11 protein-coding genes and 1 pseudogene are annotated in these 15734 nt (G+C 59.4%); 10 read left to right on the plus strand and 2 right to left on the minus strand.

Annotated elements, in window-relative coordinates; translation table 11 throughout:
• Positions 1-160: 160 nt before the first annotated feature.
• The 6 genes from lepA to pdxJ all read left to right on the plus strand — a co-directional run bounded on the left by lepA (position 161) and on the right by pdxJ (position 6220).
• Positions 161-1960, plus strand: coding sequence for a translation elongation factor 4 (lepA, locus tag U6037_RS04980; protein WP_322846002.1), 1800 nt, complete (start codon positions 161-163; stop codon positions 1958-1960).
• Positions 1961-1965: 5 nt separating this feature from the next.
• Positions 1966-2820 carry a signal peptidase I gene (gene lepB, locus U6037_RS04985; protein WP_016986098.1) on the plus strand — a complete coding sequence of 285 codons (855 nt, stop codon included), beginning with the start codon at positions 1966-1968 and terminating at the stop codon, positions 2818-2820.
• A gap of 169 nt (positions 2821-2989) precedes the next feature.
• The gene (gene rnc, locus U6037_RS04990; RefSeq protein ID WP_016986099.1) at positions 2990-3679 is read left to right on the plus strand and encodes a ribonuclease III; all 690 of its coding nucleotides are present in this window, start codon (positions 2990-2992) and stop codon (positions 3677-3679) included.
• Positions 3672-4574, plus strand: coding sequence for a GTPase Era (gene era / locus U6037_RS04995; protein ID WP_016771562.1), 903 nt, complete (start codon positions 3672-3674; stop codon positions 4572-4574). Before rnc ends, era begins: the two co-directional genes overlap by 8 nt.
• A gap of 165 nt (positions 4575-4739) precedes the next feature.
• Positions 4740-5429 carry a DNA repair protein RecO gene (gene recO, locus U6037_RS05000; protein ID WP_322846003.1) on the plus strand — a complete coding sequence of 230 codons (690 nt, stop codon included), beginning with the start codon at positions 4740-4742 and terminating at the stop codon, positions 5427-5429.
• Between the two features lie 47 nt (positions 5430-5476).
• Positions 5477-6220 (plus strand): pyridoxine 5'-phosphate synthase, encoded by a 744-nt coding sequence (gene pdxJ, locus U6037_RS05005; RefSeq protein ID WP_322846004.1) that lies wholly within the window; start codon positions 5477-5479, stop codon positions 6218-6220.
• A 126-nt stretch (positions 6221-6346) separates the two neighbouring features.
• Here pdxJ and mltF read toward each other — a convergent pair whose 3' ends face one another.
• On the minus strand, positions 6347-7807 hold the full coding sequence (mltF, locus tag U6037_RS05010; protein WP_081498726.1) for a membrane-bound lytic murein transglycosylase MltF: 1461 nt from the start codon (positions 7805-7807) through the stop codon (positions 6347-6349).
• Positions 7808-8092: 285 nt separating this feature from the next.
• Between mltF and purL the strand changes: the two genes are divergently transcribed.
• From purL to U6037_RS05025, 4 genes and pseudogenes are all read left to right on the plus strand, one after another.
• Positions 8093-11989 (plus strand): phosphoribosylformylglycinamidine synthase, encoded by a 3897-nt coding sequence (purL, locus tag U6037_RS05015; RefSeq protein WP_322846005.1) that lies wholly within the window; start codon positions 8093-8095, stop codon positions 11987-11989.
• Positions 11990-11994: 5 nt separating this feature from the next.
• A complete protein-coding gene (locus U6037_RS05020) occupies positions 11995-12306 on the plus strand; it encodes a YqfO family protein (protein ID WP_322846006.1) in 312 nt (103 codons plus the stop codon).
• A gap of 932 nt (positions 12307-13238) precedes the next feature.
• Positions 13239-13396: pseudogene (locus U6037_RS29405) on the plus strand (DUF6124 family protein); the annotation flags it as partial.
• A gap of 223 nt (positions 13397-13619) precedes the next feature.
• Positions 13620-13919 carry a hypothetical protein gene (locus U6037_RS05025; RefSeq protein ID WP_322846007.1) on the plus strand — a complete coding sequence of 100 codons (300 nt, stop codon included), beginning with the start codon at positions 13620-13622 and terminating at the stop codon, positions 13917-13919.
• 49 nt (positions 13920-13968) lie between these two features.
• On the opposite strand, the gene nagE is transcribed toward U6037_RS05025, so the two are convergent.
• Positions 13969-15714: an N-acetylglucosamine-specific PTS transporter subunit IIBC gene (gene nagE, locus U6037_RS05030; RefSeq protein WP_322846008.1), complete on the minus strand. Its 1746-nt coding sequence runs from the start codon at positions 15712-15714 to the stop codon at positions 13969-13971.
• Positions 15715-15734 lie beyond the last annotated feature (20 nt).

Genomic DNA, 15734 nt, shown 5'->3' on the forward strand with positions numbered 1-15734 from the left:
TGCCAATGTTTCAGCTTTGAGAACGCCTCGGTCGACAGATCGGGGCGTTTTTGCATGCAATCCGGGTGACAGGCGAACGTGACGCTTGCGCCGTGTATCAGGTACAATTCCCGGCTATTTTTCGGCGGGCCATGCCTGCAGCCTTTTTGAGTGTTGATCCGTGAGTGATTTGAGTCATATCCGCAATTTCTCCATCATCGCCCACATTGACCATGGCAAGTCGACGCTGGCTGACCGATTCATCCAGATGTGCGGCGGCCTGGCCGAGCGTGAAATGGAAGCCCAGGTACTGGATTCCATGGAGCTGGAGCGTGAACGCGGGATCACCATCAAGGCCCACAGCGTCACCCTTTATTACACTGCCAAAGACGGCATCAAGTACCAGCTGAACTTCATTGACACCCCGGGCCACGTCGACTTCACCTATGAAGTCAGCCGTTCTCTGGCCGCGTGTGAAGGTGCCTTGCTGGTAGTGGATGCCGGTCAGGGCGTTGAAGCCCAGTCCGTGGCCAACTGCTACACCGCGATCGAGCAGGGCCTTGAGGTCATGCCGGTGCTGAACAAGATCGACCTGCCGCAGGCCGATCCTGATCGCGTCAAGGACGAGATCGAGAAGATCATCGGCATCGACGCCACCGACGCCGTCACTTGCAGCGCCAAAACCGGCCTGGGTGTCGACGAAGTGCTCGAGCGTCTGGTGCACACCATTCCTGCGCCGACCGGTAACATCGAAGATCCGCTGCAAGCGTTGATCATCGACTCCTGGTTCGACAATTACCTGGGCGTTGTCTCCCTGGTGCGCGTGCGTCATGGCCGCGTGAAGAAGGGCGACAAGATCCTCGTCAAGTCCACCGGCAAGATCCATCTGGTCGACAGCGTAGGCGTGTTCAACCCGAAGCACACCGCTACCGCTGACCTGAAGGCCGGCGAAGTGGGCTTCATCATCGCCAGCATCAAGGACATTCACGGTGCACCGGTCGGTGACACCCTGACCCTGAGCTCGACCCCGGACGTTGAAGTGCTGCCCGGCTTCAAACGCATCCAGCCACAGGTTTACGCCGGTCTGTTCCCGGTCAGCTCCGACGACTTCGAAGATTTCCGCGAAGCGCTGCAGAAGCTGACCCTCAACGACTCGTCGCTGCAGTACACCCCGGAAAGCTCCGACGCACTGGGCTTCGGCTTCCGTTGCGGCTTCCTTGGCATGCTGCACATGGAGATCATTCAGGAGCGCCTGGAGCGCGAGTACGACCTGGACCTGATCACCACCGCGCCAACCGTAATCTTCGAGCTGGTACTGAAAACCGGTGAAACGATTTACGTCGACAACCCGTCCAAGCTTCCGGATGTCTCGTCGATCGAAGACATGCGCGAGCCGATCGTGCGCGCCAATATTCTGGTGCCGCAGGAACACCTGGGCAACGTCATCACCCTGTGCATCGAGAAGCGCGGCGTTCAAGTCGACATGCTGTTCCTCGGCAATCAGGTGCAAGTCACTTACGACCTGCCGATGAACGAAGTGGTCCTGGACTTCTTCGACCGTCTCAAATCCACCAGTCGCGGCTATGCTTCGCTGGATTACCATTTCGACCGTTACCAATCGGCTAATCTGGTGAAACTGGACGTGCTGATCAACGGCGACAAGGTCGATGCCCTCGCATTGATCGTGCACCGTGACAACTCGCACTACAAAGGTCGCCAGTTGACCGAGAAGATGAAAGAACTGATTCCTCGTCAGATGTTCGACGTGGCGATTCAAGCTGCCATCGGTGGTCAGATCGTTGCCCGGACAACCGTCAAGGCGCTCAGAAAGAACGTATTGGCCAAATGCTACGGCGGTGACGTCAGCCGTAAGAAGAAACTGCTCGAGAAGCAAAAGGCCGGTAAGAAACGCATGAAGCAGGTCGGCAACGTGGAAATTCCACAAGAAGCCTTCCTTGCCGTGCTCAGGTTGGATAGTTAGGTCCTATGTCACTAAATTTCCCGCTGTTGCTGGTCATCGCCGTGTTTGTCTGCGGCCTGTTGGCGTTGCTCGATCTGTTGATCCTGGCACCGCGTCGGCGTGCTGCCATTGCCTCTTATCAAGGCAGTGTCAGCCAGCCGGATGTCGTGGTGGTCGAGAAGCTGAACAAAGAGCCGCTGCTGGTTGAATACGGCAAGTCGTTCTTTCCGGTGCTGTTCATTGTGCTGGTGCTGCGTTCGTTCCTCGTGGAACCGTTCCAGATTCCGTCGGGCTCGATGAAACCGACCCTGGACGTCGGCGACTTCATTCTGGTGAGCAAATTTTCCTACGGGATCCGCCTGCCGGTGATCGACAAGAAAATCATCGAAGTCGGTGACCCGCAGCGTGGCGATGTGATGGTGTTCCGCTACCCGAGCGATCCGAACGTCAACTACATCAAGCGTGTAGTCGGCCTGCCGGGCGACACGGTGCGTTACACCGCTGACAAGCGTCTGTTCGTCAATGGCGAGTCGATTGCCGAGCAGATGGTCGGCGCCGAGCCGGGCACGCTGGGCAGCGCCGAGCTGTACAAAGAGAAACTGGGCGCCGCCGAGCATCTGATCCGCAAGGAAATGAGCCGCTACCGCGCCACGCCGGATCGCTCGTGGACAGTACCCGCCGGGCACTACTTCATGATGGGCGACAACCGCGACAACTCGAATGACAGTCGCTATTGGGATGATCCGAACATTCCCAAGGATCTGCTGGGCATGGTTCCCGACCAGAATATCGTCGGCAAGGCCTTCGCGGTCTGGATGAGCTGGCCGGAACCGAAACTCAGTCACCTGCCGAATTTCTCGCGGGTTGGCCTGATCAAGTAATCACACACGGCGCTGTTGACCACAGCGCCGAATGCATTTCTGGAGCCGGCACAATCGGCTTCGCAATCGCCAGGATTTAATTTTTGAACACAGCGTTAATTGTCCCAGGCCTGCGCCGCATCCCGGCGATGGCAGTGGAATCCAGCCACGAACTCAGCGTGGGTAAACCGTGAGCGTTTCTCTAAGCCGTCTCGAGCGTCAGCTCGGTTACACCTTCAAGGATCAGGAGCTGATGCTGCTGGCCCTCACGCACCGCAGTTTTGCCGGGCGCAACAACGAACGCCTGGAATTCCTTGGCGATGCGATCCTCAACTTCGTTGCCGGCGAGGCGCTGTTCGATCGCTTCCCGCTGGCCCGCGAAGGCCAGTTGTCGCGTTTGCGCGCACGCCTGGTGAAAGGTGAGACGCTGGCCGTTCTGGCTCGCGGTTTCGACCTTGGCGATTACCTGCGACTGGGTTCCGGTGAGCTGAAGAGCGGCGGTTTCCGTCGCGAATCGATTCTGGCCGATGCCCTTGAAGCGTTGATCGGTGCAATCTACCTCGATGCCGGCATGGACATGGCGCGTGAGCGCGTGCTGGCCTGGCTGGCCGGTGAGTTCGAAGGCCTGACGCTGGTCGACACCAACAAGGATCCGAAAACCCGCCTGCAGGAACACCTGCAATCGCGCGGTTGCGATCTGCCACGCTACGAAGTGGTGGATATCCAGGGCGAGCCGCACTGCCGCACCTTCTTCGTCGAGTGCGAAGTTGTCTTACTGAATGAAAAAAGCCGAGGTCAGGGTGTGAGCCGTCGTATTGCCGAACAGGTAGCGGCCGCCGCAGCTCTGATTGCCCTGGGCGTGGAGAATGGCAATGACTGATACAAACGCAACTCGCTGTGGCTATGTTGCCATCGTCGGCCGTCCCAACGTCGGCAAGTCGACGTTGCTGAACCACATCCTTGGTCAGAAGCTCGCGATCACTTCGCGCAAGCCGCAGACCACTCGCCACAACATGCTCGGGATCAAGACCGAAGGTGACGTGCAGGCGATCTACGTCGACACCCCCGGCATGCACAAGGGGGGCGAAAAGGCTCTGAACCGTTACATGAACAAGACCGCTTCGGCGGCGTTGAAAGACGTCGATGTGGTGATCTTTGTCGTTGACCGCACCAAGTGGACCGACGAAGACCAGATGGTTCTCGAGCGCGTGCAGTACGTGACCGGCCCGCTGATCGTCGCGCTGAACAAGACCGACCGCATCGAAGACAAAGCCGAGCTGATGCCGCACCTGAGCTGGCTTCAGGAGCAACTGCCTAACGCGCAGATCATCCCGATTTCCGCGCAGCACGGGCACAACCTGGAAGCGCTGGAAAAGGTCATCGCCGATCATCTGCCGGAGAACGATCACTTCTTCCCGGAAGACCAGATCACCGACCGCAGCAGCCGTTTCCTCGCCGCCGAACTGGTGCGCGAGAAAATCATGCGCCAGATGGGTGCCGAGCTGCCGTACCAGATCACCGTCGAAATCGAAGAGTTCAAGCAGCAGGGCAAGACCCTGCATATCCATGCCTTGATCCTCGTGGAACGCGACGGCCAGAAGAAGATCATCATTGGCGACAAGGGCGAGCGCATCAAGCGCATCGGCACCGAAGCGCGCAAGGACATGGAGCTGCTGTTCGACTCCAAGATCATGCTCAACCTGTGGGTCAAGGTGAAGGGCGGCTGGTCCGACGACGAGCGTGCGCTGCGTTCGCTGGGTTACGGCGACTTGTAATCACCGTTCCAGAGAACACCGATACCCACTGTGGGAGCGAGCCTGCTCGCGAAGGGATGTAACATTCAGCATTGATGTTGACTGTCACTCCGCTTTCGCGAGCAGGCTCGCTCCCACAGTGGTTTTGGGTTGTGTGTAAAACTGCGTTTCTTCATCGAGAACTCAATGTCGCAAAACCCACCTCCCGCCCAACCTGCCTACGTCCTGCACAGTCGCGCCTACCGCGAAACCAGCGCGCTGGTGGATTTCCTCACGCCGCAAGGTCGGCTGCGGGCGGTGTTGCGCAGTGCGCGGGGCAAGGCCGGGACGTTGGCGCGGCCCTTCGTGTCGCTGGAAGTCGAATTTCGCGGCAAGGGCGAGCTGAAGAATGTCGGGCGCATGGAGAGTTCTGGCACCTCGGCGTGGCTCAATGGCGAGGCGCTGTTCAGTGGGCTCTATCTCAATGAATTGCTGATCCGCTTGCTGCCTGCCGAGGATCCCCATCCGGGTGTATTCGATCATTACGCCGCAACCTTGCTGGCACTGGCCGAAGGTCGGCCGCTGGAACCGTTGCTGCGTTCCTTCGAGTGGCGGCTGCTGGATGACCTCGGTTACGGCTTTTCACTGAACACCGATATCCACGGTGAGCCCATTGCGCCGGATGGCCTCTATCGTCTGCAAGTGGACGCGGGGCTGGAACGGGTTTTCCTGCTGCAACCCGGTCTGTTCAACGGCGTTGAATTACTGGCCATGGCCGAAGCCGACTGGTCAGCCCCCGGCGCGCTGTCTGCTGCCAAGCGCTTGATGCGTCAGGCACTGGCCGTTCACCTGGGCGGTCGTCCGCTGGTCAGTCGCGAACTGTTTCGCAAGCCCTGATCACCCCGTATGCTGTGCGCCGAATCTCTCAATTCAGGAGCGCACTCGTGACCACCAGCAATCGCATTTTTCTTGGCGTGAACATCGACCACGTCGCCACCCTGCGTCAGGCCCGTGGCACGCGCTACCCGGACCCGGTCAAGGCTGCACTGGACGCGGAAGAGGCGGGCGCCGATGGCATCACCGTGCATCTGCGTGAAGATCGCCGACACATTCAGGAGCGCGATGTCCTGTTGCTCAAGGACGTGCTGCAAACCCGCATGAACTTCGAAATGGGCGTCACCGAAGAAATGATGGCGTTCGCCGAGCGCATCCGCCCGGCGCACATTTGCCTGGTCCCGGAAACCCGTCAGGAGCTGACTACCGAGGGTGGTCTGGATGTAGCGGGGCAGGAAGAGCGCATCAAGGCAGCGGTCGAGCGCCTGTCGAAGATCGGCAGCGAAGTGTCGCTGTTCATCGATGCTGACGAGCGGCAGATTGCCGCGTCGAAGCGCGTTGGTGCGCCGGCGATCGAACTGCACACCGGGCGTTACGCCGACGCCGAAACCCCGACTGAAGTGGCTGAAGAATTGAAGCGTGTGGCGGATGGCGTGGCGTTTGGTCTGGCCCAAGGCTTGATCGTTAACGCGGGTCACGGTTTGCATTACCACAACGTTGAAGCGGTGGCGGCAATCAAGGGCATCAACGAACTGAACATCGGCCACGCGCTGGTGGCGCATGCGTTGTTCGTGGGATTCAAGTCTGCTGTGTCCGAGATGAAGGCGCTGATTCTGGCCGCTGCCAAGCACTAAAGGTCAACGCATAACAACTGTGGGAGCGAGCCTGCTCGCGAAAGCGGTGTATCAGTCAAGGATGATGTCGGCTGACACGGCGCCTTCGCGAGCAAGCTCGCTCCCACATTTGATTTAGGGTGTCTGTTAGAGCGGGGCAGGTTCTTGCGCGGGTTTTGACTTGTCGATGCCCGGCACATGCAGATTGCCCTCAGCGACTTGATCGCCTTCAAGCTGTGGCTGGGTCACCCAGGTCAAAATGTCGTAATAACGACGAATGTTCGCCACAAAATGCACCGGTTCGCCGCCACGGGCGTAGCCATAACGCGTCTTGCTGTACCACTGCTTCTGCGACAGGCGCGGCAAAATCTTCTTCACGTCCAGCCACTTGTCCGGGTTCAATCCTTCCTTGGCCGTCAGTTTGCGCGCGTCATCGAGGTGACCGCTGCCGACGTTGTACGCCGCCAGGGCGAACCAGGTACGATCCGGTTCCTTGATCGAATCGTCGAGCTGATCCTTCATATAAGCCAGGTACTTGGCGCCACCCATGATGCTCTGCTTGGGGTCGAGGCGGTTGGACACGCCCATCGCCTGCGCAGTGTTCTGGGTCAGCATCATCAAGCCGCGCACACCGGTTTTCGAGGTAACGGTCGGTTGCCACAACGATTCCTGATAGCCAATGGCCGCGAGCAGGCGCCAGTCGACTTTCTCTTTCTTCGCGTAATTCTTGAAGTGCTGTTCGTATTTCGGCAGGCGCTGCTGCAAGTGCTGGGCGAAGGTGGTGGCGCCCATGTAACCGAGGACATCGACGTGGCCGTAGTAGCGATCCTTCAGGCGTTGCAGGGTGCCGTTTTTCTGCACCTTGTCCAGATACGCGTTGATCTCGTTGAGCAGACTGTTGTCTTCGCCCGGGCCCACGGCCCAGCTCTGGCTGCGCGCATCGCCGAGGTCGAAGGCCACGCGAATGTTGGTGAAGTACACCTGGTTCATCGCCACTTCGTTGGAATCGACCAGGGTCAGGTCAATCTGCCCTTCATCGACCATGCGCAGCAGGTCGACCACTTCCACCGCGTCGGACTCTTCGTATTCGATGCCGGGAAATTTCTTTTTCAGCTCGGCCAATTGCTCGGCGTGGGTGCTGCCCTTGAGCACCATGATCTTCTTGCCGACCAGATCACCGGGATCGGTCGGCCGCGACTGGCCATTGCGGTAAATGATCTGCGGGGTGACTTCGAGATAGGAGTGCGAGAACCGCACCTGCTTCTTGCGCTGCTCGCTGCTGACCAGACCGGCGGCGGCCAGCACCGGGCCGTTCGGTTTGCCGATCTGATCGAAGAGGTCATCGAGGTTGTCGGCGGTCTCGATCTTCAGCTCGACACCCAAATCGTCGGCGAAGCGCTTCACCAGCTCGTATTCGAAGCCGGTTTCACCGCTGCGATCCTGAAAGTAGGTGGCGGGGCTGTTACGGGTAATCACCCGCAGCACACCATCCTCCTTTACGCGCTCGAGTGTGTTGGGTTTATCAACACAGCCACCGAGCATCAGGAAGAGTCCGGTTGCGATCAGCCATTTGGCGTACCGCGGACGCAAAGCCGTTGGGAAAAACATCTGCGCAGTATACGCAAACGGCCACGGGCGCCATATCTCGACAGTGCAGGGCGAGTCTGCTAGCGATCACAAAACCGAGCTAAACCCCGCAGAAACGGGCCTTCACGGCATTTTGTTACAGTAAAAATAAGCGGCTTCTGGATAGTCGATTTACCTGACTCCGAAGTCGGAAACACAGATTGATACCCGAGTGCAACCGTGCGTAGCGTTTCGGGTGATGTTGAGGGCGGTTTAGGCTAGAATGCACGGCCTCAAAGCACACCCCTTCCCGAGGCTGTCCCGAAGATGTTGATCCTGCGCGGCGCTCCTGCCCTTTCTGCCTTTCGCCACAGCAAACTCCTTGAGCAACTGAGCCAGAAGGTTCCAGCTGTCAGTGGCCTGTATGCTGAATTCGCTCACTTCGCCGAAGTCACCGGCGTCCTGACCGGCGACGAACAGCAGGTGCTAGCGCGCCTTCTGAAGTACGGCCCAAGCGTTCCGGTACAAGAGCCGACCGGTCGTCTGTTTCTGGTGTTGCCGCGTTTCGGCACCATCTCGCCATGGTCGAGCAAGGCCAGCGACATTGCCCGCAACTGCGGCCTGAGCAAGATCCAGCGTCTGGAGCGCGGTATCGCCTTCTACGTTGCCGGTCAGTTCAGCGAAGCCCAAGCCCAGCAGATTGCCGACGTGCTGCATGACCGCATGACCCAGATCGTGCTGGCCAACCTTGAACAGGCCGCCGGTCTGTTCAGCCACGCCGAACCGAAGCCGCTGACTGCAATCGACATCCTCGGTGGTGGTCGCGCCGCGCTGGAAAAAGCCAACACCGAGCTGGGCCTGGCTCTGGCCGAAGACGAAATTGACTATCTGGTCGACGCCTTCAACGGCTTGAAGCGCAACCCGCACGACATCGAACTGATGATGTTCGCCCAGGCCAACTCCGAGCACTGCCGCCACAAGATCTTCAACGCCAGTTGGGATATTGATGGTGAGAACCAGGAAAAAAGCCTGTTCGGCATGATCAAGAACACCTACGTGATGCACAGCGAAGGTGTTCTGTCGGCTTATAAGGACAACGCCTCGGTGATCGTCGGCAACGTCGCCGGCCGTTTCTTCCCGAACCCTGAAACCCGCCAATACGGCGCGGTGCAGGAGCCGGTGCACATCCTGATGAAGGTTGAAACCCACAACCACCCGACCGCGATCGCTCCTTTCCCGGGCGCGTCGACCGGTTCCGGCGGTGAGATCCGTGACGAAGGTGCAACCGGCCGTGGCGCCAAGCCAAAGGCTGGCCTGACCGGTTTCACCGTGTCGAACCTGCAGATCCCCGGCTTCGAACAGCCGTGGGAAGTGCCGTACGGCAAGCCTGAGCGCATCGTTACCGCGCTGGACATCATGATCGAAGGCCCGCTCGGCGGCGCCGCGTTCAACAACGAATTCGGTCGTCCGGCCCTGACTGGCTACTTCCGTACCTTCGAACAATCGATCACCACCCCGCACGGTGACGAAGTTCGTGGTTACCACAAGCCGATCATGCTCGCTGGCGGCATGGGCAACATCCGCGAAGAACACGTCAAGAAAGGCGAGATCGTCGTTGGCTCCAAGCTGATCGTCCTCGGCGGCCCGGCGATGTTGATCGGTCTGGGCGGCGGCGCCGCTTCCTCGATGGCCACCGGCACCAGCTCGGCGGATCTCGACTTCGCTTCCGTGCAGCGTGAAAACCCTGAGATGGAGCGTCGCTGCCAGGAGGTCATCGACCGTTGCTGGCAGTTGGGTGACAAGAACCCGATCAGCTTCATCCACGACGTCGGCGCGGGCGGTCTGTCCAACGCCTTCCCGGAACTGGTCAACGACGGCGACCGCGGTGGCCGTTTCGAACTGCGCAACATTCCAAACGACGAGCCGGGCATGGCTCCGCACGAAATCTGGTCCAACGAATCCCAGGAACGTTATGTGCTGGCGGTCGGCCCGGAAGATTTCGAGCGCTTCCAGGCGATCTGCGAACGCGAGCGTTGCCCGTTTGCCGTTGTTGGTGAAGCCACTGCCGAACCGCAACTGACCGTGACCGACAGCCACTTCGGCAACAACCCGGTGGACATGCCACTGGAAGTGTTGCTGGGCAAAGCCCCGCGCATGCACCGTTCGGTGGTTCGTGAAGCTGAGCTGGGCGATGACTTCGATCCGTCGAACCTCGACATCACCGAGTCCATCGAACGCGTTCTGCATCACCCGGCCGTGGCCAGCAAAAGCTTCCTGATCACCATCGGCGACCGCACCATCACCGGCCTCGTGGCCCGTGACCAAATGGTCGGCCCGTGGCAGGTTCCGGTGGCCGACGTTGCTGTTACCGCGACCAGCTTCGACGTTTACACCGGTGAAGCGATGGCGATGGGCGAGCGTACTCCGCTGGCATTGCTGGACGCCCCGGCGTCGGGCCGCATGGCCATCGGCGAAACCCTGACCAACATCGCGGCTTCGCGCATCAACAAGATCTCCGACATCAAACTATCGGCGAACTGGATGTCGGCGGCCGGCCACCCGGGCGAAGACGCGCGTCTGTACGACACCGTGAAAGCGGTCGGTATGGAACTGTGCCCTGAGCTGGGCATCACCATTCCGGTGGGCAAGGACTCGATGTCCATGGCCACCCGTTGGAACGACAACGGCGAAGAAAAAACCGTGACCTCGCCGATGTCGCTGATCGTGACCGGTTTCGCGCCAGTGGCTGACATCCGTCAGACCCTGACCCCGGAACTGCGCATGGACAAGGGCACCACCGACCTGATCCTGATCGACCTCGGTCGCGGGCAGAACCGTATGGGCGCGTCGATCCTTGCTCAGACACACGGCAAGCTCGGCAAACACGCACCGGACGTCGATGACGCCGAAGACCTTAAAGCCTTCTTCGCGGTGATCCAGGGCTTGAACGCCGACGGTCACTTGCTGGCTTACCACGACCGTTCCGACGGTGGTCTGCTGACCTCCGTGGTCGAAATGGCCTTCGCCGGTCATTGCGGTCTGAGCCTGAACCTCGACGGTCTGGCCGAAACCACCGCCGACATCGCCGCCATCCTGTTCAACGAAGAACTGGGTGCTGTGATCCAGGTTCGTCAGGACGCTACGCCAGACATCCTCGCGCAGTTCAGCGCGGCCGGTCTGGGCGACTGCGTGTCGGTGATCGGTCAGCCGATCAACAATGGCCAGATCAACATCACCTTCAACGGTGACACCGTGTTCGAAGGCCAGCGTCGTCTGCTGCAACGTCAGTGGGCCGAGACCAGCTACCAGATCCAGCGTCTGCGCGATAACGCCGACTGCGCCGAGCAAGAATTCGACGTGCTGCTGGAAGAAGACAACCCGGGCCTGAGCGTCAAGCTCAGCTACGACGTCAACCAGGACATCGCCGCGCCTTACATCAAGAAAGGCATCCGCCCACAGGTTGCCGTGCTGCGTGAGCAGGGCGTCAATGGTCAGGTGGAGATGGCGGCGGCGTTCGACCGCGCCGGTTTCAACGCGATCGACGTGCACATGAGCGACATTCTCGCCGGCCGTGTCGACCTGAACGAGTTCAAAGGTCTGGTGGCGTGCGGTGGTTTCTCCTACGGCGACGTGCTCGGCGCCGGTGAAGGCTGGGCCAAGTCGGCACTGTTCAACAGCCGTGCCCGCGATGCGTTCCAGGGCTTCTTCGAACGCAACGACAGCTTCACCCTCGGCGTGTGCAACGGTTGCCAGATGATGTCCAACCTGCATGAGCTGATCCCGGGCAGCGAGTTCTGGCCGCACTTCGTGCGCAACCGCTCCGAGCAGTTCGAAGCGCGCGTGGCGATGGTGCAGATTCAGGAATCGAACTCGATCTTCCTGCAGGGCATGGCCGGTTCGCGTATGCCGATCGCCATTGCTCACGGCGAAGGTCACGCCGAGTTCTCCAGCGAAGAAGCCCTGCTGGAAGCCGATCTGTCGGGTTGCGTGGCGATGCGTTTCGTCGACAACCATGGCAAGGTCACCGAGCGTTATCCGGCTAACCCGAACGGTTCGCCGCGCGGGATTACCGGTCTCACCAGCCGTGATGGCCGCGTGACGATCATGATGCCGCACCCGGAGCGTGTGTTCCGCGCGGTGCAGAACTCGTGGCGTTCGGAAGACTGGAACGAAGATGCACCGTGGATGCGTATGTTCCGTAATGCTCGCGTCTGGGTGAACTAAGGCCTGTGTACAAGCTCGCCTTTTTTGTTCCTGACAGTCATGTCGAGGTGGTCAAAGGGGCTGTGTTCGCTGCCGGTGGTGGGCGGATCGGTGACTATGACCACTGTGCGTGGCAGGTGCTTGGGTCTGGTCAGTTTCGGCCTTTGGACGGCAGTCAGCCGTTTATTGGCGAGGCGGGGCAGGTTGAGCGGGTTGAGGAATGGAAGGTTGAGCTGGTGGTAGCGGATGAGTTGATTCGCGCTGTGGTGGCGGCTCTCAAGTTGAGCCATCCCTATGAGACGCCGGCTTATGAGGTGTGGCGGCTGGAAGATTTCTGAACTTTCTGGCTGCTGAAACAGGAAACCCGCAGATGAGTGATTGTCTGCGGGTTTTTTGTTGCCTGCGATTTGGTGGGCGACCCCATTCCACTGTGGGAGCTGGCTTGCCAGCGATGGCGTTGGCTCAGGCAATGATGTTCTGACTGACCGAGTACATATCCATTGCTGCGATAACGGCTTCTTAGCGTTCCGCCCTTACGGCGGGTCACCTTTTCCAAACGCCGAAAAGGTAACCCAAAAGGCTTTGCCCCAACGTTCGGCCCACTCGCTAAGGCTCGGGGTTCCTTCGCTCCGGGATCCATCCGGGCGCATCGCCTCCGGTTTGCTTCGCTGCACCTCCTCTCGATGCATTTGGCTGCGCCAAACGGTCGCTGCACTCCCACCCCCGGATAAATCCCTCCACTCAGCCTGCCGACGGGGCCTGTGGATCAAGATCAAGAGCAGGCGAGCTGACACTCGGCCTAGAGTGGTGAGGAGCCCGGGGTTCGACTTTTGATTTGTGTTGGAGCTGCCCCTCATTGGAACGCCGCCCGCCCAGCCCTCTCCCGGGGGAGAGGGAGCCGATTTGTGGGCTTTTCAGGATCTGAGTTCGACTCGGTATTTCACGTCGGTGTACATCCACCAAACACTCCGGTCAGTCCCCTCTCCCTCTGGGAGAGGGCTAGGGTGAGGGTTTGCTTTGGTCTGTTTAGATATGTGTAGAAATAGCAGAACCTTCCCACAAGGTTTTCAGGTTGTCCGTCGGACGCCCGCTCTCTAGTCTTTGCCTGTCGCTGCCAATTCAGCGACCGGGCGTGAGATCCCCGGAATGCTTGCAACTAGCGCCAACACCACGATAATTGGCGCCAGCTTAATTTACTGCCTGTTTTATGGCGGCTGTGTGCGGGCAGATTTCGGTCTGGCCGGTTGCCTACTCCGGTGGATCTCACCCCGCTAGCGAGTCATTAGCCTCGGCAAGTACCGCGCCGGCAACTTCGCCAATGAGCTAAACGGTTCTCAGCGCAACACGGTATTAAGCATCCAGCAAATCATCATGCTCGCCGAACTGGCGGTAAATCGCGCACTGGATCGGGTAGACCCGCAAACCTGATCTATACGGGGACATCGCAAACAGGCTCGTCCCATTTGGATCGGGGCGAGCCTGCTCAGGCGCATTACCTGAGATTGACGTTCGCGGCTCAACCACAGCGGCAGAAGTGGCATTGACCGTTCATCGAAACAGCCCTTGACCTGTAATTTCTGACAGTGGCGCGATACCTCCAACTCCTGTCAGATGAGCCTTCCATCCAAAACTGGTAAGAAGGAACTTGGCTATGTCTGCTGAAAAAAATGGTGTGCCAACAATCACCTCTGTGAAAGACGATAAGGGCTTAGAGATTCCCAACGGTGGCGCCACCTCGGCAACTGCTGTGCACTTGAGCGGGTTTGCAGTTGCCGGAGAAAAAGTTGAAATCTTCGACGCTGCTGTTTCGAGGGGGCAGGCAGTCACCAGTGCTGCAGGACTCTGGGATTTGGGCCTACCGGGTCTGACGCTGGGTATTCATTCGATTACGGCCAAAGGAAGCGCTGGTTCTTCACCGGCGCGTACTTTTACCGTTGTTGAAGCGAAGTAACGCAATAAAAAAAGCCGCTGTGCTTCATAGGCCGGCGGCTTTTCATGGGTCAGTAAGGCTGTTGGGCTTTTATTGCGGGTAAAACCTTCGCACTTGGCTCACTGCGATTGAGCAGAGACTCAATTGCTCTACTCAAACTCGCGGCTTTTTCACCCACTAACAAGTGCCAAACCCCACCCTCCAACTGGCTGATACCCTGACAACCCAGCTCCTTCAATTGAGCGTCGGACAGCGCCTTGCCATCCGCCAGCAGCAAACGAATTCGGCTTATGGCAATGCAATCCAGTTGCAGCACGTTGTCGCCGCCACCCAGTGCATTCAGCCATTGCTGCGCTTCCGAACTCACGACCACAACAGCTTTCGCTTCATTGACAACCGCAACAGGCTCAGCAAGAACCGCCCGGCCCAACGCCGGCATCGCCAGGCGAATCTCATCCGCAATGCTGTCCGCCATCGGTCCGACCACAACCTGTAAACTCCCACCCTTGCCCGGACGCACAACCGCCATCGCACCCAGCGCTTTCAGCTCCGCATCCGACGCCTTGTTGCGATCTACCATCTCCAGGCGCAATCGCGTCGTGCAGGCGCCGACAGTGAGCAAATTCTCCGCTCCGCCCAGTGCCTTGATGTAAGCGCTGGCGCGTTCATTTTCGCTGAGCACGGCTTTCTCACTCACTGCCACATCTTCGCGACCCGGCGTCTTCAGATTGAAGCGACGAATGCAGAAATCAAACACCGCGTAATACACCACGGCATAGGCCAGCCCGACCGGGATCACCAACCAGCCATTGGTCGAGCGCCCCCAACCCAGCACCATGTCGATGAAGCCGCCGGAGAAGGTGAAGCCGAGGTGAATGTTCAGCGCATTGGTAATCGCCATCGACAACCCGGTCAGCAGCGCATGCAGCAGGTACAGCAGCGGCGCCAGAAACATGAAGGCAAATTCGATTGGCTCAGTCACCCCGGTCAAAAACGACGTCAGCGCCATCGACAGGAAAATCCCGCCCATCACCTTGCGGCGTTCCGGCAGTGCATTGCGGTACATCGCCAGACACGCCGCTGGCAGGCCGAAGATCATCATCGGGAACATGCCGGTCATGAACTGGCCGCCCTTCGGATCGCCGGCGAAGTAGCGCGACAGGTCACCCGTCACCAGAGCCCCGGTCGTTGGATCGGTGAAGTTGCCGAACACAAACCACGCCATGTTGTTGAGGATATGGTGCAGGCCGGTGACGATCAGCAGGCGGTTGAACACGCCAAACACGAACGCGCCAATGCTGCCGCTTTCCATCATCAGCGCACCGAAGGCGTTGATGCCGTGCTGGATCGGCGGCCAGATATAACCGAACACTACGCCCAGACCGACTGCTGCGAACCCGGTGACAATTGGCACAAACCGTCGGCCGCCGAAGAACGCCAGATACTCCGGCAACTTGATGTCCTTGAAACGGTTGTACAGCGCGCCGGCCATCAGGCCGCTGACGATCCCGGCGAGCATGCCCATGTTGATGCTCGCGTCGAGCACCTTCAGTGTGGAGATCATCACCAGATAACCGATCACCCCGGCGAGGCCGGCGGTGCCGTTGTTATCCTTGGCGAAACCGACGGCGATGCCGATAGCGAAGATCATTGCCAGGTTGGCAAAGATCACCTGGCCGGCATCGTGAATGATCGCGATGTTCAGCAGGTCGGTGTCACCCAGACGCAGCAGCAGGCCGGCAATCGGCAGGATCGCGATCGGCAGCATCAGCGCGCGCCCCAGGCGTTGCAGGCCTTCGATGAAGAGTTGGTACATGGCGGTTCTCCTTCTTGTTG

Origin of the sequence: Pseudomonas sp. B33.4, from assembly GCF_034555375.1 — a bacterium.
Classification (GTDB): domain Bacteria; phylum Pseudomonadota; class Gammaproteobacteria; order Pseudomonadales; family Pseudomonadaceae; genus Aquipseudomonas.

Bases quoted from the DNA above. Each gene is read 5' to 3' on its own strand.
- lepB (WP_016986098.1), top strand. From the start codon at position 1,966: ATGTCACTAAATTTCCCGCTGTTGCTGGTCATCGCCGTGTTTGTCTGC.
- U6037_RS05025 (WP_322846007.1), top strand. From the start codon at position 13,620: ATGTCTGCTGAAAAAAATGGTGTGCCAACAATCACCTCTGTGAAAGAC.
- recO (WP_322846003.1), top strand. From the start codon at position 4,740: ATGTCGCAAAACCCACCTCCCGCCCAACCTGCCTACGTCCTGCACAGT.
- nagE (WP_322846008.1), bottom strand. From the start codon at position 15,714: ATGTACCAACTCTTCATCGAAGGCCTGCAACGCCTGGGGCGCGCGCTG.
- era (WP_016771562.1), top strand. From the start codon at position 3,672: ATGACTGATACAAACGCAACTCGCTGTGGCTATGTTGCCATCGTCGGC.
- purL (WP_322846005.1), top strand. From the start codon at position 8,093: ATGTTGATCCTGCGCGGCGCTCCTGCCCTTTCTGCCTTTCGCCACAGC.
- mltF (WP_081498726.1), bottom strand. From the start codon at position 7,807: ATGTTTTTCCCAACGGCTTTGCGTCCGCGGTACGCCAAATGGCTGATC.